This window comes from Radiobacillus kanasensis (assembly GCF_021049245.1).
Classification (GTDB): Bacteria; Bacillota; Bacilli; order Bacillales; family Amphibacillaceae; genus Radiobacillus; species Radiobacillus kanasensis.
In genome coordinates this window covers 3,138,146-3,162,909 of sequence record NZ_CP088020.1, presented here as the reverse complement: position 1 = coordinate 3,162,909, position 24,764 = coordinate 3,138,146, and the positions used below count along the sequence as shown (strand labels likewise).

Below are 24,764 nucleotides of genomic sequence, written 5' to 3'. Positions count from 1 at the left end.
GTTCTAGGAACATCTAATAGATTCTGATAAAAAATGGACTTATTGACAGGATGTGGGGTGGAATCTATACTAAAAATAACAACGTTGTTATATAAAATACTACTAGGAAAAGGGGTGAGGTATCCAATGACACCTACCGTTCTTTTGGTAAATGATCGTGACAATGTTTTGGTGACACTTAAAAGCCTAACAGCAGGTGAGACTGTTACTTATGAAGGGGAAACCATTAAAATAAATGACAATGTCCCAGCAGGGCATAAGATTGCGAGAAAAGCCATTCAAACAAACGACAATGTTATGAAGTACGGGTTTCCTATCGGGCATGCAACGGAGCCAATCGACGTCGGAGATTGGATTCATACGCATAACATTCATACGAATTTAGAAGGTACATTGGAGTATAAGTATGAACCAGCATCTGTGAAGGTGAGTCCTTCGCCAACTACGGATTTAACTTTTAAAGGATATGTTCGTGAAAACGGAGACGTGGGCATACGGAATGAGATCTGGATTGTAAATACGGTTGGATGCATTAACAAAACGGCAGAAATCGTTGCGAAAATGGCAAATGAGCAATTTCAAGGGGAAGAAATAGATGGGGTTTTTCACTACCCTCATTTATTCGGATGCTCTCAACTAGGAGATGATCTCCTCTACACGCAACGAATTTTAAGTGATTTAGTCCATCACCCGAATGCTGCCGGAATTTTAGTGATGGGATTAGGATGTGAAAATAACTACATCGAGGAATTTAAAAAAGTAATTGGTGACATGGATGACCGTCGAGTGAAATTTTTGGAAGCACAGCAATCTTTGGATGAAATCGGTGAAGCACTTGAAAAAATCGAGGAGCTTGTCGGGTATGCGAATAGCTTTAAACGAGAGCCGGTTCCTGTTTCTAAGCTTAAGGTAGGTTTAAAGTGTGGCGGATCGGATGGCTTTTCTGGAATAACAGGGAATCCATTGGTTGGCTCCTTCTCGGATATGCTGATTTCTCATGGTGGTGCAACAGCATTAACAGAAGTCCCTGAAATGTTTGGTGCGGAAACGATATTGATGTCGAGAGCAAAAAATAAAATGGTTTTTCAACAGATTGTAGATTTAATCAATGACTTTAAAGAGTACTTCATTCGACATGGTCAAAACGTCTACGAGAATCCTTCCCCTGGAAATAAAGACGGTGGAATCACTACTTTAGAAGAAAAATCATTAGGGAATGTTCAGAAAGGTGGGTTCGGAGAGATCGTAGATGTTCTTCCGTATGGTGGGCGTATTTCTGAAGGTGGTCTTTCTTTACTTCAAGGTCCAGGGAATGATCTCGTTTCCGTAACAGCACTTGCGGCCTCTGGAGCTCATATTGTTCTTTTTACAACTGGTCGAGGCACTCCATTCGGTGGTCCCGTTCCTACTGTGAAAATCTCAACAAATTCCGAATTATATCTTAAAAAGAAGAACTGGATAGATTTTAATGCTGGGGAGTTACTAGAAGGAAAGGATAAGCAGGAGCTAACGGAAGAGTTTTTCCATTATATTCTCCAAGTGGCTTCCGGTGAAATCCGTACGAATAATGAAAAATTTGGATTTAAGGAAATATCGATATTTAAAGATGGAGTTATTTTGTAATAGGGGGTGATGTTGTGATGAATCGATTAACGAATCAATTAATGAAGAAGGAGCACCTCCCAGAGAAGATTATTCAATTTGGAGAAGGGAACTTTTTGCGGTGTTTTACAGACTGGATGATTCAACAACTTAATAAAAGTGGGTTATTTCGTGGTTCTATTGTCGCAATCCAGCCTACTCCTCATGGGAGGATTCTTCCAGTCCTAGAGGAACAAGACTATTTATATACAGTCGTATTACGGGGGGTAGAAAATGGAGAAGTAGTAGATTCAAAAGAAGTCATTTCTGCAATTAGCCGTGGAATTAATCCCTACAAAGAATGGAGTAAGGTATTAGAACTAGCTGAGTCGAATGATCTTGAATTTGTTTTTTCTAACACGACCGAAGCAGGAATTAGCTATGTTCAGGAGGACTACTATAAACAGAAAGCGCCTTTGTCTTTTCCAGGTAAACTAACCGCTTTTTTGTATCATAGGTTTCAAGTATTTGGTGGCTGTTCGGACTCAGGGCTCGTTGTGATTCCTTGTGAACTCATTGATCATAATGGAGATGAACTAAAACGGATTGTTCAGAGGATTGCGGGTGACTGGAATCTCCCGCCAGCCTTTTTAAACTGGATCGACCAAGATAATATGTTCCTGAATACGTTAGTGGACAGAATCGTAACTGGCTACCCGAAGGATGATAGTGAATATTATCAGGACGTGTTGGGCTATAGCGATCATTTAATAACGGTCGGCGAGCCTTACCATATGTTTGCAATTGATGCAGACTCTTCTTTACAGACACGTCTTCCTTTTCATCGAGCTGGCTTAAATGTGAAATGGGGAGATATCCGGCCACACCGCGAAATAAAAGTTCGGTTGTTAAATGGTCCACATACCATGATGTTTTCAGTAGCATATTTATGTGGGATAGACCATGTGAAAAGGGCTATGGAAGACGCACTCCTTCGTTCTTTTATCGATTCGGGTATAAAAGAAATCTATCAAACTGTTGATGCCAATGAAGAAGAAAAAAATAGATTTGTGGAAGCAGTCACAGAACGTTTTTTGAATCCATTCAATAAGCATTACTTCGTTGATATCGGAATGAACTCCTTTTTCAAATTTAAAACTAGACTTCTTCCTGTATTGAAACGTTATGTAGAGAAATTTGACCAATTACCAACGAACATCGTATTTTCTTTGGCATCACTGCTCATCTATTATAAGCCGATTCGAAGAGAAGAAAAAGCGCTCGTGGGCTACCTCCATGGAAAAGAGTATGAAATGAGAGAAGATCCGCTAATTATGGGTCGGGTATTTGATTTATGGACTGAATCATCTAAAGGACAAAGGACCGTTTCTCAATTTGTTTCCTCTATTCTAGCTGACGATTCCATGTGGGGGGAGAACTTGAATGAAATTCCAGATTTAACCATCCGCGTAACGGAATATTTAGAAATGATTGTCGCCGATGGAGCCAATGAATCGCTACGGAACATCTTATCGGTAAAACAATAAATGAAAATTAGAAAGGGGTAATCGTAATGGAAGTGAGATATGCGACTAATCCTAGAGATGTAAAGGACTATGATACAGAAAGGTTACGTAAGGATTTTCTCATTGAATCCTTGTTTCAGGAAGGGAGCATTCATCTTGTTTATTCCCACTATGATCGATTAATAACAGGGTCTGCTATACCGACAACTAAGCCTTTGTTGCTAGAGAAGGTAGAAGAATGGAAAACGGATTATTTTCTAGAGAGAAGAGAGTTGGGAATTATTAATATCTCCGATGGGGAAGGAAAAGTTATAGTGGATGGTGAGGAATATGTACTGAAAAAGCGTGATTGTTTATATGTTGGAATGGGGAGTAAAGACGTAGAATTCTCTAGTAGTAACCCTTCCAACCCAGCTAAGTTTTATCTGGTTTCTGCCACCGCCCATAAAACGTATCCAATTCAGAAGCTTGCAATAGAAAAGGCAACACCAAAGCATTTAGGGGACGACAGTGCTTCAAATAAGCGGACCATCTATCAGTATATTCATGAAGACGGCATTCAAAGCTGCCAGCTTATGATGGGGATGACCTTGCTTGCACCGAACAATATGTGGAATACGATGCCTCCACACGTTCATGAAAGAAGAATGGAAGCTTATTTATATTTTGACATGGATGAAGAATCTAGAGTATTTCACTTTATGGGGAAACCAGAAGAGACGAGACACTTGGTCGTAAAAAATGAACAGGTTATTTTGTCCCCACCATGGTCTATACACTCTGGAGTAGGGACTAGCAACTACACGTTTATATGGGCCATGGCTGGTGAAAACTACACGTTTACGGATATGGATGGCGTAAGTATGGAGGAAATGAAATAATGCTCAAAAGCCGATTCACTTCTTTGGTTGTGAATCGGTTTTTAATAGGGGGATGAACATGTCTATAGAATCCTTTATCGATTTGGTTTATCAGCATAAATCGAAAGAAAACAAGGCGTATGAAACGGAGGAAAAAAGAAGGGTACAGCTTCAAAAATTATTAGGTGATTTTAATCCTTATCGGAATCCTCATATGGATAAAAGCCTTGTGCTTGAAGAAAAAGTCGAGCTTGATGGCTACACGAGGGAACGATTTACCTTCGAGCCTGTTCAGCATCTTCGTATCATTTTTTATGTGCTTACGCCTTCTAATAATCAAAGAACTTATCCATCTGTAATAGCACTTGCTGGTCATGGGGAAGGAGTGAAAGAAATAGTTGGCCTTGATTCTACGGGGAACGAAATAGAAGAGAAGGACCTGAATGATCATCATTTTGCTGTCCAACTCGTTCGAAGAGGAATCAAGGTTTTTGCTCCTGAATTAATTGGAATCGGGGAACGAATGCTGCCAGTTGATCAAGGATTAAGAAATAACTCCTGTTTATCTATTGCTTCGAAACTTCAGCTATTAGGCTTAACGATTACTGGCTTGAGAGTGGAAGAAATACGTAGATTAATAGATGTGATGCATGCATTTGCGGATGTAGAGAATAGTAGGATAGGGATGATGGGTTATTCCGGTGGTGGAGTAGTAGCCTCTTATACAGTAGCATTAGATACACGTGTAAGGGGTACTGCCATTTTGTCTTGTGCGAATACGTTTTTTCATAGCCTATTAGCAATCAATCATTGTATAGATAATTACAACCCGCATTTACTAGACTTTGGTGAATTTTATGATGTCCTAAGTCTCATCGCACCACGCCCTCTATTTATCACGTCAGGAATGAAGGATACCATTTTTCCGAAAACAGGTTTTTTAGAAGTAGTGACGAAGCTAGAGCAGCTTTATGCGGAGATAGGATCTACCACATTTGCCCATGACCTATTTACTGGCGGACATGAGGTGAATGGCAGAATAGTGTTCGATTGGATGAAAGAGCAATTATGAACGGAGGATTACTCCGTTCATCATGTCAGTTGGTGGGATGATTTATTTCACTTGAATCTTCTAATTTACTAAGCTTCCAAGCACAGAGGGAAGTTACGCCTAAAACAATCAAACAACCTAACACAACACCAAACCACTTTCCAACAGCCCAAAACGGTTCTAAGTAAAGTGGACCTAAGCTTCCGCCAATATAGTAGGATATTAAATAGAGTCCAGAGGCACTAGCTTTAGCGTAAGCGGCTTTTTCATTCACCCAGGAGCTAGCGATAGAATGGGCAAAGAAAAATCCAAAGCAATTGAATAAAAGTCCAATAATAATGGTTGAAATATGAGGAATTAGTGTCGTTAAAAAACCGACCATCATGATTAATATGCCTATTTTGATGCACATCGTTCGATGAAATCGCTCTGCCAACTTCCCAGCGACAGGTGAACTGATGGTTCCTGCAATGTAGGTCAAAAACAAAGCGCCAATCCAGCTTGAGGACAAGTGAAAAGGAGGGCCGCTTAACAAATACGTTACATAATTAAAATGACCAACAAATATAAAAAAGTGAAGCCCACCAATGAGATAGGCTAGCCATAAATATTTATTCTGAAGATGTCCTTTGTAATCATGGAGGGCTTCCTTCCATCTAAAGGGCTTGGGCTGAAAATGCTGCGAAGGTTTTAAAAGAACAATAAATAATAAAAAAAGAACAAGACTGACAACACTCATTGTGAGAAAGGCCGACCGCCAACCAAACCAATCCGTCATGGTTCCGCTGAGAAGACGGCCAAACATTCCTCCAATAGTGTTTCCACTAATATAAATCCCGATTGCAAGTGTCAAAGCTCTCGGTGAATATTCCTCACCAATATAAGCTACAGCCAAGGCAGGGAGACCAGCAAGAGAAATTCCTTGTACAACTCTTAAGGTAAGGAACCATTCATAACTAGTACTGAAGGCAATAGAAAAAGTAAGGACTGTAGACAGAGCGATGGACATTATCATAATTCCCCGTCGACCAATACTATCTGAAATCGGACCATAAAACACAAGGGAAATGCCTAGGGCTAGAATAACCAAGGAAACCGACATACTTGCTAGCAAAGGTGACAGGTTAAATTCCTCCGATAAAACAGGGAGGATCGGCTGGGTAAAGTAAACATTGGCAAAAATAATTAAGGAGCCAATACATAAGGCAATCGTCGTTTTCCAAAACGATCTGGTGCTTGCCTCAATCATGAATATCCCCTTCTTCTTGTATAGACTTTCACTTCATCTTACTATTTAGTAGCGGAGACCTTGATTTTGGGAAATCGGCGCTCGCGTGCCGGATATCAGCGATTAATTCGATATATCAGCGCTAAAAAAGATATTCCAGCGTTCAGGCGGATTATATCAGCGTTTAATGTTATAAATCAGCACGTTCGATGCCCCAACTAGCCTACTCATCAAAAGATACTTCATCAAAGTTTCCCCAAAATTAATTACCGTAAATAAGGTTAGGAAGCCACAGACTTATAGCAGGAACATAAGTAACAAGAATAAGCCCAATGATAATAGCGATAAGCCATGGTAGGGTAGCTTTTGTTACTTCTAATAATGGCATTTTTGTGATTCCGCTGGCCACATAAAGGTTTAGCCCTACAGGTGGTGTCACCATTCCTACTTCCATATTGACAACCATGATGATCCCGAAATGGATTGGATCAATCCCTAATGCGATGGCGACCGGGAATAAAATGGGCGCAAGGATTGTGATGATGGCAGTGGGCTCCATAAATTGTCCTGCAACAAATAGAAGCACATTCACTATTATTAAAAACACGACTGCATTAACGTTCCAGCTCGTAATCACTTCCGCAATATTATGTGGAATTCGTTCTAGTGTAACGATATGGGCAAAGGTCATCGCCATCGTAATAATGAAAAAGAGCATTGCTGTTGTTTTTGCGGAATCGACTAAAATTTTCGGCATATCCTTCACTTTTAAATCACGGTGAAATAAGAAACCAACAACTAAACCTAATACGACTGCAACAGCAGCAGATTCCGTGGGTGTAAACACCCCTGTATATATTCCACCAATCACGACGATCGGTAAGGATAAGCTCCAAATCGCACTTTTGAAAGCGGAGAAACGTTCTTTATATGAAGCTTTTTCAACTCGTGCATAGTTATTTCTTCGAGCAATGACAAAGCTTACAAAGGCGAGAAAGAACATGAGCATAATTCCTGGTACAATCCCCGCGATAAAAAGTTTTCCAACAGACTGCTCCACTGTCACTGCATAAACGATCATCGGGATACTAGGGGGAATAAGGATCCCGAGTGAACCAGCAGTGGAGATGGATCCAACTGCATAACTTTTATCATATCCGTGCTTTACCATCGCAGGGATCATGATACTTCCAATCGCGACCACGGTTGCAGGGGATGAACCAGAGATGGCTGCGAAAATAGCGCAAGAGATAACTCCAGCTATCGATAAGCCACCAGGGATATGTCCAACCCAAACATTTGTTAGGTTAATAAGGCGTTGTGCAACCCCTCCCGAAGTGAAGATATTTCCGGCTAAAACGAAAAAGGGGATTGCCATTAGCGGAAAGGAATCCAGCCCAGAAAAAACCTGTCCGGCTAAATCTGGTAAAGGATCTGTTGTGAAGTAATAGATTGTCGCTAACGAGGCAAGCCCGAGCGAAATAGCAATGGGAAAGCCGAGAAATAAAAGTAAAAAGAGAATGGAGAACAAAGCCAATCCCATGTTCGCGGTTTGAATCGAATAGATCACACCATAAAGAAGAAATGCAATCATAGCAAGGGAAAGAACCTTTTTTATCGTAAAGAATTTCTTTTGTTCTGGCCGATTGGGATGTTGAACTTCTTCAAGGATATTTTCCATTAGAATGCACCTTCTTCCTCTGCTAATACTTGTTCAGGTGGTGTTTGAATTACTTTAACTAAATCTTGTATAAATCGAATCGACATTAAGGCGAAGGCTATTGGAACGATGGAAATCGGTATAAATAAAGGGATTTCCATTTCCGGGGTAACTTGACCAAACTGTTTAATAATCTGTACTTGTTGGATTCCTAGCCAAAGAATGAGTAAGGAAAAGATCGCACATGCGGCTGTTGAAAGGATGGTAATCGTTTTTTGCCATTTGTGTGAAAACTGCTTTACGACTACATCAACGCCTAAATGTACTTTCTTTCGAACTCCCATTGCAGCCCCGACAAGTCCTACAAATATTAGGAGATAGATAACAAGTTCTTGAGTAAAACCGAGACTGGATCCGAAAAATTTCCGCAAAATAACTTCTGTAAAAGACAGTGCAACAGCACTTATCAAAGCAATGGAAACTGTTATTTCCTCGAACTTATTGAGTATAGTTTGAAGGAATCTCATGGTTCTTCTTCCTTTCTATCTTAATAAAGAAGGGCAGCGCACTACCCTTCTTTGGTTATGGTTACTTTCTTAGCTCTTTTACCGCATCGATTAGATCTTTACCAATCTCATCTTCAAACTCTTTATAAACTGGGTTCATGGCATCGATCCAAGCTTGTTTTTCTTTATCGGTAAGCTCATGAATCTCTTTTAATGTTCCATCTGCTTTGATTTTGTCGAGGTTTTCTTGATTAAGTCTTTCCCCGTTCTCACGTACCCATTGAGTTGTTTCGTTTAGGGCTTTTTCTACATTTTTTCGAACATCTTCTGGAAGGCCGGACCAGAACTCGTTATTCGTAATAATCGCATAGCCTAAATATCCATGATTACTTAGGGTCATATAGCTTTGCACTTCATGGAATTTTTTCGAATAAATGTTGGATAACGTGTTTTCTTGCCCGTCAATGACGCCTTGCTCTAGTGCACTATATACTTCACTAAATGGCATTGGAGTTGGATTTGCATTTACCGAATCGAACTGTGCCTCAAGTACCTTACTTGACATGACACGGAATTTTTGTCCTTTGAAATCCTCTGGCTTGATGAGAGCATGTTCGTCTAATGTCATTTGTTTAAATCCGTTGTCCCACATTGCTAAACCTAATAAATCCTCTTCTGTAAGCATAGAGAAAAGTTTGCCACCGATTTTTTCACTTTCCATTGCTTTTTGTACCGTAGCCGTGTCGGCGAAAGCGAAAGGTAGGTCAAATATTTGCCATTCAGGGAATAGCTTGGAAACCTTTGATGTTGCTGGAGCAGCTAATTGAACGTTATTTTGTTGTACGGCAGCTAGTACCTCATCATCGTTATAAAGCTGAGAGTTCGGAAATACTTGAACATCTACTTTTCCTTCTGTATATTCTTCCGCTAGCTCTTCAAACATCGCAGCTGCTTTTCCTTTTGGTGTATTCTCTGCAACCACGTGTGAAAACTTAATCACGATTTTTTCTTCAGACTCTCCACTGGATCCGGCGTCTCCATTGTTGTTACCATCTTCTGACGCACTGTCCGTAGAACGCGCGCCACAACCTGCCAAAATCGCAATAAATAAACCGAGTACCATGAGTACTCCAAATAATTTTCTCATCCTATCCCTCCTGAAAAATAATGATAACAATTGCTTACATGAATGATAGCGTTTACATATTGGTTGGAGAATGTTTTGTCCATATTGAACATTTATTTCTTTTTGGTCCACGTCATGGGGAGGGAGTATTCTGCTGTTTATCCATGGAGTAGGAATAAAAAAGAACCCATCTGAAAAGATGATTCTTTCATCTAATATGGAACAAAATGAACAAAAAGATCATTTATGAACATAACGATTTACAGGTCTTCCGACAGTTCCATAACTCATAGATAGCTCAATTTGTTCTGTTTCTTTCAGGAATTCTAAATATCTACGAGCTGTTACTCTTGCGACCCCAATACTTTCGGCAATTTCGCCGGCAGAGAGGGGAGTTTGCTGTTGTTTTAAAAAACTTATAATATCTTGAAGGGTAGAGGGGTTCAACCCTTTTGGTAGCTCTATAGTTGTTGATTTTGTTGAAGCTTCCGCTTGAATTCCATTGAGAAGCTGATCGAGTTGTTGTTGAGAAAAGGTTTCTTTATCCTTTAGCTCTTCCCTGTACCGTTTATATTTTTCTAAAGCTTGCTTCATTCGATCAAATTTAAAAGGTTTAATGATGTAATCTCTTGCACCGTACTGGAGAATGGTCTGAATCGTTTTTTTGTCTCGAGCTGCAGTAACAGCAATGACGTCCACTTGAATATTATTTTTCCGTAACTGATGTAGGAGTTCCACTCCATCTTGGCTTGGCATGTACACATCCAAAAGAACGAGGTCAGGATTTACATGAAGTACCTTCTCGAATCCTTCTTTTCCGTTCGGTGCTGTATCAATGACGTGAAAGTCATCGACACGATTGATAAATTGGCGGTTGACCTCCTGCACCATTGGATCATCTTCAATTAACAAGACTCGAATCCCATCACTCATTTTGCGCCCTCCTTATCCTATTCTCTTGCCCATTCATAGGGAAAATGATTTCAAAGCTCGTTCCTTCTTCTACCGTGGAATCAACGTGTATATCCCCGCTTCCTTTTTCTACGATATTATGAACGAGGTACAGGCCAACCCCGTGTCCCGCTTCTTTTTTTGTAGAAAACCCTTGCTGAAAAATTCTTTGTTTATGCTCATGCCGAATGCCATTTCCATTGTCTTCTACTATAAGTCTACAAGCCTCTTGATCTTGCTGGATAGAAACAAAGACTCGTTTTTCCCGATCAAGATGTTGTAAGGCTGTAAACGCATTTTCTATGAGATTTCCAATAAGATGGACAAAATCATGTTGATCGAGATTGGCTGGGTATGCATCTAATGTAACGCTAGAATCAACCTCTACATGTATGCCCAATTCTTTTCCACGACTGACTTTACTAAGTAGTAGCCCCGTAATGCTGTCTCCTACTATATTTTCACTCAATCTACTTGTGAGCTCTTTTTGTTCTTCCGTCGTTTGGAAAACGAAATTTAGCGCCTCTTCATGATTATCTAGTTGGATGAGACCTGCAATGGTGTGAAGCTTATTCATATGTTCATGGTTTTGGACGCGAAGTGCTTCGACGAATGCCTTAACCCCTGTTAATTCTTCTGCAAGTTTTGTCACTTCCGTACGATCTTGGAATATGGCTACAGCTCCAACTTTTTCTCCATGTACTGCTATCGGAATTCGGTTGCTCATAATGTTTGTATTACTTACACGAACCTCTTGGTTATAGACAGGGATTTCATCATATAAAATTTCCGGTAAACGTGTATCACTAATAACTTCCCGAATAGCTCTGCCTATTACGGGGTCTGCTACTCCGAGCATTTTTTTCGCATTTTCATTAAAAACAGTAATCCGTTCTTCTTTATCTATCGCAATGACACCTTCACGCATTGCATTAAATGTAGCGGTTCGTTCCACTAGCATTCTCACAATTTCATGTGGCTCCAGCTTATACATTTGTCCTATTATATGACGAGCTAATAAAGAGGAACCGATAAATCCGAAGCTTAACGTAAAGAGCATGATAAGGGCAACTTCGCCTTTAATATTGTTAAGCAAATCCCATAGGCTGGGGAGTATATTTCCAGCTATGACTACCCCAATTTGTTCATGATTTTCATTTAATATTGGAACGAATGCGCGTATCGCTATTCCAGCTTCACCTTTGGCAAGGGAGGTATAAGTATGTTCTGCAAAAGCAGCACCTTCGTCTTCGCCGGTCGAATGCGTACCTAGCCTCGACCTGATGGGGTGGGAGTAGCGAACGCGTTGCATATTTAATACCACAACATAATCGGCGTTATTAATAATCCGAATCCGTTCGGCGATAGGGTTAATGACTTCCCAACCCTCTGGTTCGGTAATGTAGTTTTGGATTTCGGGAACCTGTGCAACCGTACGTGCCGTTATCATCGTTCTTTTTTCTGTTTCTTCTTCTTGGACACTTTCAATTTCTCCGATGACAAATATGCCACCTAGTAAAAGGGAAAAAAGAACAATCCCAAAGGAGAGAATCGTAATTTTTATTTTTATTGGCAGCGGTTTCATTTTAAACAATGGCTTGTATCCTTTCAGAGGGGTTCTAACCGTTTCCCCTTATCTTTATGATACAATAAATTCAGAATATTATCATTTTGAGGTGCTCGGAATGAAAGTTTTGATGTGGATTGCTTCTCTTGTCCTCGTAATAGGATTACCATTTGTATTGGTATATCATATTCAATCCCAGGAAAGACATGTTGTATATGATGATGAACAGAATGGATTAAATGATCAAATTGTCATCAAAATCAGTCATGTGGTAGCGGAGAATACGCCGAAAGGTCTGGCGGCACAGCGTTTTGCTGATTTGGTGGAACAAAAGACGAACAACAAGGTAAAGGTAGAAGTTTTTCCAAATGGGAGTCTATACTCTGATTTGGACGAATTGGATGCATTGGAACGAGGATCCATCCAGATGATTGCACCTGCAACCACGAAGGTATCACAGCTTTTTCCGGAATTAAATTTACTAGATTTACCGTTTGCCTTTCCTACAAATGAGGCAGTCAATCAAGCTTTGACAGGCGATCTCGGCCAGGATTTATTAGAAGCGTCGAAAACAGATAACGTCATTGGTATGGCCTTTTGGAATAACGGGTTTAAACAAGTTACGAGCGGTTTGCGCCCACTGGTGAAAACGGAAGATTTTGAGGACCAAGTATTTCGTGTTATGCCTGGTAAGGCTATCGAATCTCAATTTCAAGCACTGGATGTGGATACGGAGGAAATTGTCTTTAATCTCACATACCGCAATTTAGAGAACGGCACGATTACAGGACAAGAAAATACGTTATCTAATATTTATTCAAAAAAGTTTTATGAAGTACAGGATCATCTAACCATTAGTAATCATGGGCTACTCAGCTATATTGTTTTGATGAATCGCCCGTTTTGGGACAATCTTAGTTCTGATATCCAGAAAGCCATTCAAGAATCAATGACGGAAGTTACAGCTTGGAACCTCGAGCAAGCTGTGAAAATGAATGATCAAGCTTTACAAAAAATCGAGGAAAAATCGGACATTAAAGTACATGAATTAACCGATAAAGAGAAACGAGAATGGTTAAATGAACTAAGCATCGTTTACGAGGAATTTGAACCGATTATTGGTAAGGATTGGCTGGAGCGAGTTCCAGGAATTACCGAGTAGGGGAATGGGGGAGCACCCATTCCTTTTATAATTCCTTTTACCTAAGTAAGGAAAGCTTTCTCCGACTATTTTCACGCCCAATCTGTAAATATTCCTGCTACGATTTTATCATTTTGCATAATTGGCCTAAAAAGTTAGTTTGTTCAATGGATATATGAAGTTCGAGCTGTTATACTTCTTTGCACAAGGGTGACAAGCAGTCCTTTACTTTTTAAGGGAGGATTTTGAAAGCCCTTACAAATAAACAAGGGATGGGAGATGGAGAGATGGCAAAAGGAAAGTTGAAAAAATCACTTGTAACAGGATTAGCATTAAGTTTATTGGTACCCGTTGGCATGAATCCTGTTTCAGCACAGGAGGAACCGATAAGTGCACTAGAGGTTCCGTCTATTCATTCTTTTTATGAGGATTCTTTTCCGGTTGGGGTAGCGGTAGAGCCTGAGCAACTGGAAGGAGTAGAAGGGGAAATAGTCAAAAAACACTATAACAGTATCGTGGCCGAAAACGTCATGAAACCTATTTCCTTACAACCAGAGGAAGGCAAGTTTAACTGGGAACCGGCAGACAAAATCGTAGAATTCGCCGAAGAGCACGATATGGATTTACGCTTTCATACATTAGTTTGGCATAATCAAGTACCAGATTGGTTCTTCAAGGACAAAAAAGGGAACGAAATGGTGGATGAAACGGACCCTAAGCAACGTGAAAAGAACAAAAAGTTGTTACTTAAAAGATTAGAAAAGCATATTAAAAAGGTTGTCAAAAGATACCGAGATGAAGTCGATGCGTGGGATGTTGTCAATGAAGTAATTGATCCATATGCGTCCAATGACAGAGGGCTTCGTGAATCGAAATGGTATCAAATCACGGGAACAGACTATATTAAAGTGGCCTTTGAAACAACTAGAAAATTCGCCGGCGAAGATGCCATGCTTTACATCAATGACTACAATACAAATGAGTCGCCGAAGAGAGAATACTTATATGATCTAGTAAAAGAATTATTGGATCAAGGTGTTCCAATCGATGGAGTGGGGCATCAAACCCATATTAATGTAGACTGGCCAAGCATTGATTCTATCCGTGAATCAATCGAATTATTCTCAGGTCTTGGTCTAGATAACCAAATCACAGAACTGGACATGAGTGTTTATCCATATCCGCCATCTGGCGAGTACAAGTCTTACGAAGAAATCCCTCAAGAAATTCTAAATTTACAAGGCCAACGTTACGAAGAGCTATTTGATCTTTTCGAAGAAATGGATGATCAAATCAGTAACGTTACTTTGTGGGGAGTTGCGGATGATAAGACTTGGTTAGATGACCGATTTGATGATCAAGAGGTACCTGGTAAAGACGCTCCGATGCCATTTGATCCTTACTACAACGTGAAGCCTGCATACTGGGGTATCGTGGATATGTTAGATTGATTGGAGGAATGCTGTTTCCCTTTTGGGGGGACAGCATTTTTGTTGGTTCTGGGTATTTGGGGCGGGTGGATCGCCGGAAAATGTGGTCTGAGCGCCGGAATATCAGGCAGACCGCCGGAAAAAGAGAAAAAACGCCGGAATCTGGCCTCGGAACGCCGGAAAAAGTGGAAGCGCCGGAAAAAGAGGTCCGAGCGCCAATATCCAGCCCGTGAGCGCCAATAAAATTCCGACCACACCCAAGACCACCAACAAAAAACGCAGGCCATACACGGCCTGCGCTCTCACACCTAAACATTAAACTTCTATTGCTTTTTTCTCCAAATCAACATTAAGAAAATTTTCGGATGATAACGCTGATACTCCCAATGCCGCAGGGTAGATACCAAGTTTGGAAAAATGAATATCAATGCCATTTTGCTGATACCAAAGTGTATTAATTGTTATTCGTTCGTTAAGCGGATCTAGGATCCATTCCTTCGTAGCGGCTAATTGATTGCCAATCACGATTTGCTCTGGATTGAAGATATTAATAACGTTATTAATTCCCACTCCTAGGTAATCTCCAACTTTTTGGAATAATTCAATGGCTTGTTTGTCTCCATCTTTAGCTAGCTCTATTAAGTCGTCTAGCTGACACTCTTTCCCATCGGTCAAGCCTAGTTCCTTTGCTTGATTCAATAATGCTTGCTCCGAAGCATACAATTCCCAGCAGCCTTCGTTTCCGCAACGACATTTTTTCCCGTCCACTTGGATGGTCATGTGTCCAAGCTCTCCGGAAAAGCCTTGGCTTCCAGTATAAAGCTTTCCATCTAATATTAAGCCAACACCAATCCCTATACCCGCACTAATATAGACAATGTTATCGTATTTGAGCCCAGCGCCGAATCGCTTCTCGCCATAAGCACCGGCATTCGCTTCGTTCACGATTGTGATAGGAATATCGTATTTTCTTTCTAGGATTGATTTTAAGTGAACATTTTTCCAACCTAAGTTAGGGGCAAGCATCACTTCTCCATGGTTGTTTACAGTACCTGGTACTCCAACACCGATGCCGACGATCCCATAAGGACTGGGTGGTGCGGATGCGGTCAATTGATCGACCACTTCAAAAAGCTTACTTTCTATTTCCTGATAGGTTAATTGGTTATAGTTGATTTTCGTCTCGGTAACAATATTTCCTTGTAAATCCACTAGTATTCCAAGTAGATAGTTTACACCAAGGTCAATCCCAATTGAATATCCAGCAACCTGATTAAACAGCAACATAACCGGCCTTCTACCACCACTAGATTCTCCTGGGCCAGATTCATAAATGAGTTGTTCATCCAACAGTTCACTTACCAAGGAAGAAACAGTTCCTTTATTTAACCCTGTTTGCTGTGCGATATCTGCACGCGAAATAGGGGAGGACTCGATAATTTTTTCTAACACAATTGACTTGTTTCCTTTTTTTACGACGTATTGATTCCACGTCTGATTCATCTCCATGTTCATCACGTTCTCCTCTGCTTTCATCATTTAGTTGAGTTGTTCCTTAAATTGCAATCGATTTCATTTACACCATAAATAAGATACTCAAAAAGTCCGGTTATGATCACTTTGAACTCTTTAACGTATTCTATCCTGAGTATTAGAACACTCATTCGAATAGAATTTCCTCCTATAAAACGGGGAAGAGACTTCTTTGAAGTTACAACTTACTATTTAAAAAGTTAGGAGGATTTTGTGATTTTATAAATGATGAATAATAAATTTTTATCACCATTATAGCACTCTTTTCCTAGATTCATATGGGTAAACGTATTCCTTCTAGGGAAAAGCATGCCAATCCTCACAAGACTTTTTTAATATAATTTATATTATAAACTTTGTTTGTCCAGTAGACAAACATGAAATTATTTGCTATTCTATAAAAGAAATAAACATTAAAGCGTTTTCATTTAGCGCTTTCAAAACCTAAGGGGGTTTAATGAGTATGTTGAAAAAGAAAACAGTAGCGCTTTGGTTTTCTATGTTAGCTGCAGTATTGCTAGTGCTAGCAGGTTGTTCCGGTGGTGGAGATGAAGAGGGAGCATCTGATGATAGCGGTGACAGCGGTGATAAGAAAACAATTGAATTCATGCACTTATGGCCAGAAGGAAGCTCTAAAGACCACTTTGAAATCGTTAATAAGATTGTAGACCAATATGAATCTGACAACCCAGATGTAAAAGTAGAATTAGAGATTCTAGGAAACGAGCAATACAAAGAGAAGCTAAAAGTTCTATCTTCTTCTGGTAAACTTCCAGACGTTGGGATGACTTGGGCCGCAGGTTTCTTAACTCCATATGTAGATGGAAATCTATTTGCTCCATTAAATGATGTGTTAGAAGGTGGACTACAAGATAAATTCGTTTCTGGAACAACAGAAGCTTATGCAATCGATGGTAATACGTACGGTCTTCCACTTGAGTTAAACATTGCTCCAATTTTCTATAACAAAGCTATCTTTGAAGAAAATGGACTAGAAGTACCGAAAACGTATGAAGACTTCAAAAATGTAGTTACTACATTAAAAGAGAACGGTGTAGAACCAATTGCTCTTGGTAACAAAGACCGTTGGACTGGTTCTCTATGGTATATGTACTTAGCGGATCGTATCGGTGGTGCTGAAACATTAACAAAAGCAATAGACCGTTCTGGTTCCTTTGAAGATCCTGCTCTAGTAAAAGCAGCAGAAGAAATTCAAACTTTAGTAGATTTAGGTGCCTTTAACGAAGGGTACAACGCTTTATCTGACCAAGAAGCAAAAAGCTTGTTCATGAATGGTCAAGCAGCAATGTATCTAATCGGATCTTGGGATTTACCTAACTACACAACAAATACGGACGTTCCACAAGAGTTCAGAGATTCTGTAGGATTCTTTAACTTCCCTACTGTAGATGGTCAAGGAGACTTGAACAGCTGGGTTGGTGGACCTGGTGTTGGTTTATTCGTAGCAGAAAACTCTGACGTAAAAGAAGAAGCAAAAGACTTCACTAAATTCTTCGTAGAGCAATGGGGACAACAAGCTGTAACAGAAGCTGGTGTAATCCCGGCTACGAAAGTAGATACTTCAGCAGTGGAACTTCCACAAATGTACATTGATGTACTTGATGAACTAAACAACGCAACAAACATTACTTTGTTTGCTGACGTTCAAATGAGCCCTGAAGTAGCTCAAGTTCACTTGGATGCTATCCAAACTCTATTCGGTGGAGAGATGACACCAGAAGAGTTCGCGAAAGTTCAAGAAGAAGCATTAGCTGCAGAAGAATAAGATTTGGAAAACAAAAGAAGGATAACCCTGAAACAAGAGGGTTATCCTTTTTTCTGTAAGAAAATCTATAAATTAGTCTGTTCCATGATCTTCTCGATATAGTAAAAAGGATACAGAGAAAATAAATCGTTCCGTTTCTTTTTTAAAAGGACAAAGTAGTCTCCGTAGCTTTTCTATCATGAAAGCGTATAAATTTTTGTTATAAAACTTAGTTTATCGACTAGACAAACGAGGTGTTATTTGATATTCTAAATTTAAGATATTAGGGATGAACTTATTATCAAGGGGTTGATAGTCTATAAAAAGAAAACGGTTACAACTAATACTCTTTGATGATAGGTTTATAATTTTTCTATAAATACTTATTCCGTGCGAAAAAGGAATCTACTTCCTTTGTAGCGCAACAAACGATTTGGAGATGAAATGATATGAATAAAGTGATGTCCAATAAGCTGATGATCGCACTTTACACCTTACCTGCACTTATTCTTATTGCCATACTCATTTATATCCCACTAGCACTTACTGGTTATTATGGCCTTATGAAGTGGGACGGTATTGGGGCTATGGAATTCATAGGATTAGAAAACTATATCACAGCCCTTCAGGATACGAAGTTTTGGGAAAGTGCGTATCACTCGTTTTTGCTAGCTATATTTTCAGCATTAAGTCTAATTATCTATTTAGCTATTTCTCTTATTTTAGCATCTAAAATTAAAGGTGCAGATTTACTGCGTAAAATCTATTTAATTCCAATGTTGCTTTCTTCCGTAGCTATTGCTCAGCTTTGGATTAAAGTGTATAACCCAGCAAACGGTATTTTAAACAGTGTTCTTGGTTTCTTTGGAATTGATAACCCACCAGTTTGGTTAGGGGATCCGAAAATTGTACTATTCGCCATTTTTGTTCCGATTCTTTGGCAATATGCAGGTTTCTATATTTTGATTTACTATGCTGCTTTAAAGAACATACCAGATTCACTCATTGAAGCAGCTAAGATTGATGGGGCTTCTGCCTTCCAAATTGCCTATAAAATTAAAGCACCCCTTATAATGGGTGTCATAAAAGTAACCATTGTTTTAGCCATTGTAGGTTCATTAAAGTACTTCGATTTAATTTATGTAATGACAGGTGGAGGACCAAGTGGTGCCAGTGAGGTTATGGCCTCGTACATGTATAAACTTGCCTTTGCAACGTATGACTTTGGATATGGTAGTGCAATAGGGTTCTTGCTTCTTATTATCACCTTAATTGTTACCGTTTTAATCCGTAAACTAACTGCAACTGATGAAGAAATTCAGTACTAGGAGGGAATAGGATGAATAAATTAGGTTACTCCATTTTATATGTTTGTCTCGGACTTGTAGCGGTGTTTCAGATTTTCCCTCTTGTATGGCTCGTGATCTTTTCCTTGAAGGACAGCAGAGAGATTTTTGCTTCACCTCCGCTTTCCTTACCGGAGGAGTTAAAGTGGGAAAACTATGTAAAGGTTTGGCAAGGAGACATCGCCGTTTATTTCTTTAATAGTGTTTGGTATACGTTGGTTGCCATTATTCTTACTGTGCTACTAGCTAGTATGGCTACCTTTGCGATTACAAGAATGAAATGGAAGCTAAGTTCATTTGTCTTAGGATTGTTTATGGTCGGGCTTATGATTCCTATACACTCTGCCCTAATTCCATTGTTTAAAATGTTCTTAACGGTGAACTTAATCGACAATCCATTATCGATTATCATTACGTACACAGCTTATAATTTACCGATAACGATGATGATCTTACTCGGTTTCTATTACACGTTACCGAAAGAGATTGAGGAAGCGGCGATTATTGACGGCTGTTCTATTAACCGCTTGTTCTTCCGTATTATACTTCCGATGACCATACCAGTAATGTCGACAACGGTTATCATTAATATGATTTATAACTGGAATGAATTTGTTTTTGTGAATACGTTCATCAGTTCAGATGAATTCAAAACATTAACGGTTGGGATTCAGAACTTTATTGGGCAGTATATGACAGACTGGGGTGCAATTGGTGCTACTCTAGTAATCAGTATCCTACCAATTTTAGTTGCATTTTTATTCTTTAGTAATAAAATTGTCGAAGGTATTTCTGCGAGCGCTGTTAAGGGATAATCCATCTAAGGCAGCTAGATATGTCTACGGCATTCGCATACAATAAAGCGGATGCCGTTCTTCTTTCTAATCAAAGATATCGCTTACATACCAACGGCTAAACTTAATAACTTTGAAAAACCTCTATTATGGAAAGGATGAGAAGAATGGCAACGATTCAAAATCCAATTTTAACGGGATTCAACCCAGATCCAAGTATTTGTAGAGCAGGTGAAGATTATTATATTGCGGTATCAACCTTTGAGTGGTTCCCAGGTGTAGGTATTTATCATTCGAAGGATCTAAAAAACTGGCGTCTTATTTCTCGCCCTCTAAATCGATTAAGCCAATTAAATATGATGGGAAATCCCGATTCGGGTGGAATTTGGGCGCCTGCGCTTTCCTATAGCGATGGGAAGTTTTGGCTGATCTATACAGATGTAAAAGTAACCGATGGTCGCTGGAAGGATTGCCATAACTATCTCGTTACTTGTGACACGATTGATGGAGAGTGGTCCGAGCCTATCCATATGAATAGCTCAGGATTTGACCCATCCTTATTCCATGACGATGATGGCAAGAAGTACTTTGTCAATATGGTTTGGGATCACCGTATAACAAATCACAGTTTCTATGGCATTGTCCTGCAAGAGTATAGTGTAGAGCAAGAAAAATTGGTAGGGGAAAAGAAAGTCATTTTTAAAGGAACAGATGTTATGCTAACAGAAGCACCACACCTTTATAAACTGAATGGCTACTATTATCTGCTAACAGCTGAAGGTGGTACGAAATATGATCACCAATCAACGATTGCTCGTTCCAAAGATTTATGGGGATCATATGAAGTACATCCAGAAAATCCGTTAATTACATCAATGCCATATCCGAGAAATCCTTTACAAAAAGCGGGGCATTCTTCCATCGTGCAAACTCATACAGATGAGTGGTTCCTCGTTCATTTAACTGGTCGTCCATTACCAAGAGACGGGCAACCATTGTTAGATCCAAGAGGATTCTGTCCTTTAGGCCGTGAAACAGCAATCCAACGATTAGAGTGGAGAAATGACTGGCCGTATGTGGTGGGTGGAAATCAACCGTCTGTAGAAGTGGAAGGACCAGCTATTGAAGAAGTTGTATGGGAAGAGGATTACCCAGAAAAAGATGATTTTGATTCAGAAACCTTAAACCTGAACTTCCAAACGTTAAGAATTCCGCTTGGGGAGGACACGATTTCCTTAAAAGATAACCCTGGTCACTTACGTTTATATGGGAAAGAGTCGCTTACTTCGAAGTTTACCCAAGCTTATGTAGCTCGTCGTTGGCAGCATTTTAACTTTACAGCGGAGACGAAAGTTGCTTTTCAACCTGAAACATTCCAGCAATCTGCTGGGTTAGTTAATTACTATAACACGCAAAACTGGACATCTCTTCAAGTTTCTTGGCATGAAGAAAAAGGACGCATTTTGGAACTGATGACGTGTGACAACTTTACGTTCGATCAACCATTAGTCGGGAAAGAAATTGTTGTTCCTGATGAAGTGGAGTATGTGTACTTGCGTGTAGAAGTAAAAACGAATACGTACCAATATTCTTATTCCTTCGATGGAGATAAATGGGAGACGATCCCAGTCGTGTTTGAATCCTACAAACTTTCCGATGACTATATTCAAGGTGGCGGATTCTTTACAGGTGCTTTCGTAGGGATGCAATGTCAGGATACTTCCGGAGAGCACAAGCACGCTGATTTTGATTACTTCGTGTACAAAGCAGAAAACAATTAAAAATCGTTTTAACTAAAATAAAAGCATTAAATAGTAGGGAGGACAACCACTATTTAATGCTTTCCATCGTTCTTAATCGAGAAGACTCTTCACACATTGCTAAGCAATTAGAGGTAGATCAATCGATTTTCGCTACGAAATACCTTCACTTACTACATTTTGCAAAAAATACTATAATCCATTATAATTAATTTAATAAAACATATATTAAGAAAGCCGAAGCGCGGGAACGCTTCAGCTATTCGACAGTATATCCGCAGTAGGCACGGTCGCTGTGGAACGTAGTGAATGATAATCCACCCTTCGTCCGTACAGACAAAAACGGGTGGATTATTTTTTGTTGATTTTGTCTATTGGCACGACGATTAGATTCACAAAGAGGCTACGATGAATATTCCTGTTGTAATCACAATCTGTACTTCAGACATATGGCCACCCCCGTTCTCCACAGAGGTTTAACCATTCCACCCGCATACAATCTAGTCCAATTATAACTCTTACGTTCGCCTTTTTATGTGTTAATCATTCAATATTTGCAAGACTGCTTATTTAATTTGGGAGCAAATTTTTTAACTTTGCACTGTCTTTTGCTTTTTAGCAATGCGCTGAAAAGCATCATTGGCAAGCCACATAGAAATAAATGCATACGTACTACTACCGCATATAAAGGCAAGAGCTGGGACAGCATCATACACAAAGTATAGGGAGCCTAAACATATGATCATCATGAGACTGTGAAAAGGACTGATGAGCATGATGAGAAAGGCATTTTTCATGTTCTGCCAGAGAGATACGTCAAAGTGAACATAAGCTGGGAAAATATAAAAAACAAACAGTAAAAATACAACTAAACCTACCAGAAATGGAATCGAACTAAGCTGAAGCATCTCGCTAATGTTTAATTGCAGGAATATGAGATTAAAGACTATGACGCCGGACACCACTACGATAAATAATCCTAAAAGATTACTTTTTAAAAACTCTTTCTTATAGAAGGTCCAAAACGTTTGGAAGAGAGGAAGGTCACTATTTCCTTGTAGCCACTTCCGAATGATGCCGAAGCTTGTGATGGTTGCAGGAAAGAGTCCTAATATAATTCCACCAAGACATGTAAATAGAAACCATAATATATGTAGGTAGGCAAACCTTGTGATCCATTCTAGTATTCTATAGAGGACACCGCCTGCAGGATTCATGAATACTCCTCCTCATTTTGTTGTTACATCGAATATTAAAAAGACTCCGGGTACTGTGAACAAGAAAAGGTCAAGTCCAACTCTTGCACCTGGAATTTAGTGAAGCGTTGCTACAAAGGCGTTCCTGCTTTTGTTCAATCTAACGATTTTTATTATAAAGCCTCCACACTATTTGTCCAAATTCCTGTCCCGATAAGTTTATCATAAACTTTGTTTATGTAATAGACAAACTAATATAAGATTGGTATAATTAGGTCATGAAAGCATTTACAATAAAAGTTATGTTACATACCTAAGTGGAACATTTTTGGAATTGGTATGTAAACGCTTCATAAAGCGTGATCTAATACATTAGGAGGTTACAAAATGAGTTATTTCCCTACTATTGGCAAAATCAATTATGAAGGTGCCAAATCAACAAATCCATACGCATTTAAGTTCTATAATCCAGAAGAAAAAATCGGTGGAAAAACGATGGAGGAATTCCTACGTTTTGGCGTGGCTTATTGGCACACGTTTACGGAAGATTTGTCGGATCCATTCGGTACAGGTACAGCGATTCGTCCATGGGACAAATACAAAGGTTTGGATCTAGCTAAAGCACGAGTAGAAGCAGCGTTCGAGTTTTTTGATAAACTGGGTGTTCCTTATTTCTGTTTCCACGATGTTGATATCGCACCAGAAGGGGATAGCTTAAAAGAAACCTATCAAAATCTTGATACGATTGTTGCCATGATTAAAGATTACATGAAAGATAGCAAAGTGAAGTTGCTTTGGAATACAGCCAACAATTTTACAAATCCTCGCTTCTTACACGGTGCAGCATCGTCTAGTAATGCAGATGTATTCGCATACTCTGCTGCAAAAGTGAAAAAAGGATTGGAAATCGGTAAAGAACTAGGTGGAGAAAGCTACGTATTCTGGGGTGGCCGTGAAGGTTATGAAACGTTACTTAATACAGATATGAAGTTAGAAATGGATAACCTTGGCCGTTTCTTCCATATGGCTGTAGACTATGCTAAAGAAATCGGCTTCGATGCTCAATTCTTAATCGAGCCTAAACCTAAAGAGCCGACCACTCACCAATACGACTTTGATGTAGCAACTGGCTATGCTTTCTTACAACACTATGGCTTGCAAGATCATTTCAAATTTAATATTGAAGCAAACCATGCTACACTTGCTGGTCATACGTTCGAGCATGAGCTTCGTTATGCACGTGTGAACGGTATGCTTGGTTCCGTTGATGCGAACCAAGGAGACCCATTACTTGGCTGGGATACTGATGAATTCCCTACTGATCTTTACTCTACTACTTTAGCGATGTATGAAATTATTAAAAACGGTGGATTAGGTAAAGGTGGTCTAAACTTCGATGCTAAGGTAAGAAGAGGATCCTTCGAGCCAGAAGATTTATTCCACGCACATATTGCTGGTATGGATAGCTTTGCGGTTGGATATAAAATTGCACAAAAATTAATCGATGACAACGTTCTAGATGGTGTTGTTGAAAATCGCTATAAGAGCTACACAGAAGGTATCGGAAAAGATATCGTAGAAGGAAAAACAGACTTCCGCAAGCTAGAAGAGCATGCGCTAGGCTTGACTGAAATTAAGCACCAATCCGGTCGTCTAGAAAGCATTAAAGCGACGATCAACCAATATTTACTTCAAACTTATGCGGGTGAATAATTCCCTTAACTTCTCGTCAGAGAGAGGATG

The 24,764-nt window shown here is 39.6% G+C and carries 19 protein-coding genes; 11 read left to right on the top strand and 8 right to left on the bottom strand.

Annotated features, from left to right (window positions below; translation table 11 throughout):
- The first annotated feature begins 126 nt into the window (after positions 1 to 126).
- The 4 genes from KO561_RS16350 to KO561_RS16335 are packed head-to-tail and all read left to right on the top strand — an operon-like array spanning position 127 to position 5,039.
- On the top strand, positions 127 to 1,623 hold the full coding sequence (locus KO561_RS16350; protein ID WP_231094334.1) for a UxaA family hydrolase: 1,497 nt from the start codon (positions 127 to 129) through the stop codon (positions 1,621 to 1,623).
- Between the two features lie 17 nt (positions 1,624 to 1,640).
- Positions 1,641 to 3,128 carry a tagaturonate reductase gene (locus KO561_RS16345; protein WP_231097207.1) on the top strand — a complete coding sequence of 496 codons (1,488 nt, stop codon included), beginning with the start codon at positions 1,641 to 1,643 and terminating at the stop codon, positions 3,126 to 3,128.
- Between the two features lie 26 nt (positions 3,129 to 3,154).
- Entirely contained in the window at positions 3,155 to 3,988 is an 834-nt protein-coding gene (kduI, locus tag KO561_RS16340; RefSeq protein WP_231094333.1) for a 5-dehydro-4-deoxy-D-glucuronate isomerase, read from the top strand.
- Positions 3,989 to 4,046: 58 nt separating this feature from the next.
- Positions 4,047 to 5,039 (top strand): alpha/beta hydrolase family protein, encoded by a 993-nt coding sequence (locus tag KO561_RS16335; RefSeq protein WP_231094332.1) that lies wholly within the window; start codon positions 4,047 to 4,049, stop codon positions 5,037 to 5,039.
- Positions 5,040 to 5,064: 25 nt separating this feature from the next.
- Here KO561_RS16335 and KO561_RS16330 read toward each other — a convergent pair whose 3' ends face one another.
- The 6 genes from KO561_RS16330 to KO561_RS16305 all read right to left on the bottom strand — a co-directional run bounded on the left by KO561_RS16330 (position 5,065) and on the right by KO561_RS16305 (position 12,074).
- Positions 5,065 to 6,267 carry an MFS transporter gene (locus KO561_RS16330; RefSeq protein ID WP_231094331.1) on the bottom strand — a complete coding sequence of 401 codons (1,203 nt, stop codon included), beginning with the start codon at positions 6,265 to 6,267 and terminating at the stop codon, positions 5,065 to 5,067.
- A 241-nt stretch (positions 6,268 to 6,508) separates the two neighbouring features.
- Positions 6,509 to 7,927 (bottom strand): TRAP transporter large permease, encoded by a 1,419-nt coding sequence (locus tag KO561_RS16325; protein WP_231094330.1) that lies wholly within the window; start codon positions 7,925 to 7,927, stop codon positions 6,509 to 6,511.
- Positions 7,927 to 8,433 (bottom strand): TRAP transporter small permease, encoded by a 507-nt coding sequence (locus tag KO561_RS16320; RefSeq protein ID WP_231094329.1) that lies wholly within the window; start codon positions 8,431 to 8,433, stop codon positions 7,927 to 7,929. The genes KO561_RS16325 and KO561_RS16320 overlap by 1 nt, the downstream gene beginning before the upstream one ends.
- Before the next feature lie 61 nt (positions 8,434 to 8,494).
- Positions 8,495 to 9,559 carry a TRAP transporter substrate-binding protein gene (locus KO561_RS16315; protein ID WP_231094328.1) on the bottom strand — a complete coding sequence of 355 codons (1,065 nt, stop codon included), beginning with the start codon at positions 9,557 to 9,559 and terminating at the stop codon, positions 8,495 to 8,497.
- Positions 9,560 to 9,778: 219 nt separating this feature from the next.
- Complete coding sequence (locus tag KO561_RS16310) at positions 9,779 to 10,471, bottom strand: response regulator (protein ID WP_231094327.1); 693 nt, start codon at positions 10,469 to 10,471, stop codon at positions 9,779 to 9,781.
- Complete coding sequence (locus tag KO561_RS16305; RefSeq protein ID WP_231097205.1) at positions 10,464 to 12,074, bottom strand: ATP-binding protein; 1,611 nt, start codon at positions 12,072 to 12,074, stop codon at positions 10,464 to 10,466. Before KO561_RS16305 ends, KO561_RS16310 begins: the two co-directional genes overlap by 8 nt.
- A gap of 100 nt (positions 12,075 to 12,174) precedes the next feature.
- Between KO561_RS16305 and KO561_RS16300 the strand changes: the two genes are divergently transcribed.
- Positions 12,175 to 13,218 carry a DctP family TRAP transporter solute-binding subunit gene (locus KO561_RS16300; protein WP_231094326.1) on the top strand — a complete coding sequence of 348 codons (1,044 nt, stop codon included), beginning with the start codon at positions 12,175 to 12,177 and terminating at the stop codon, positions 13,216 to 13,218.
- 266 nt (positions 13,219 to 13,484) lie between these two features.
- Positions 13,485 to 14,648 carry an endo-1,4-beta-xylanase gene (locus KO561_RS16295; protein WP_231094325.1) on the top strand — a complete coding sequence of 388 codons (1,164 nt, stop codon included), beginning with the start codon at positions 13,485 to 13,487 and terminating at the stop codon, positions 14,646 to 14,648.
- 294 nt (positions 14,649 to 14,942) lie between these two features.
- On the opposite strand, the gene KO561_RS16290 is transcribed toward KO561_RS16295, so the two are convergent.
- Entirely contained in the window at positions 14,943 to 16,136 is a 1,194-nt protein-coding gene (locus KO561_RS16290; RefSeq protein WP_231094324.1) for an ROK family transcriptional regulator, read from the bottom strand.
- A gap of 487 nt (positions 16,137 to 16,623) precedes the next feature.
- Between KO561_RS16290 and KO561_RS16285 the strand changes: the two genes are divergently transcribed.
- The 4 genes from KO561_RS16285 to KO561_RS16270 all read left to right on the top strand — a co-directional run bounded on the left by KO561_RS16285 (position 16,624) and on the right by KO561_RS16270 (position 21,846).
- A complete protein-coding gene (locus KO561_RS16285) occupies positions 16,624 to 17,946 on the top strand; it encodes an extracellular solute-binding protein (protein ID WP_231094323.1) in 1,323 nt (440 codons plus the stop codon).
- Positions 17,947 to 18,374: 428 nt separating this feature from the next.
- Positions 18,375 to 19,253, top strand: coding sequence for a carbohydrate ABC transporter permease (locus KO561_RS16280; RefSeq protein WP_231094322.1), 879 nt, complete (start codon positions 18,375 to 18,377; stop codon positions 19,251 to 19,253).
- An 11-nt stretch (positions 19,254 to 19,264) separates the two neighbouring features.
- Positions 19,265 to 20,086, top strand: coding sequence for a carbohydrate ABC transporter permease (locus KO561_RS16275; protein WP_231094321.1), 822 nt, complete (start codon positions 19,265 to 19,267; stop codon positions 20,084 to 20,086).
- Positions 20,087 to 20,232: 146 nt separating this feature from the next.
- On the top strand, positions 20,233 to 21,846 hold the full coding sequence (locus KO561_RS16270) for a glycoside hydrolase family 43 protein (protein ID WP_231094320.1): 1,614 nt from the start codon (positions 20,233 to 20,235) through the stop codon (positions 21,844 to 21,846).
- A 569-nt stretch (positions 21,847 to 22,415) separates the two neighbouring features.
- Here KO561_RS16270 and KO561_RS16265 read toward each other — a convergent pair.
- Positions 22,416 to 23,042 carry a YesL family protein gene (locus tag KO561_RS16265; protein ID WP_231094319.1) on the bottom strand — a complete coding sequence of 209 codons (627 nt, stop codon included), beginning with the start codon at positions 23,040 to 23,042 and terminating at the stop codon, positions 22,416 to 22,418.
- Between the two features lie 366 nt (positions 23,043 to 23,408).
- Between KO561_RS16265 and xylA the strand changes: the two genes are divergently transcribed.
- Positions 23,409 to 24,734, top strand: a complete 1,326-nt coding sequence (gene xylA, locus KO561_RS16260) for a xylose isomerase (RefSeq protein ID WP_231094318.1) — start codon at positions 23,409 to 23,411, stop codon at positions 24,732 to 24,734.
- The last annotated feature ends 30 nt before the right edge of the window (positions 24,735 to 24,764 follow it).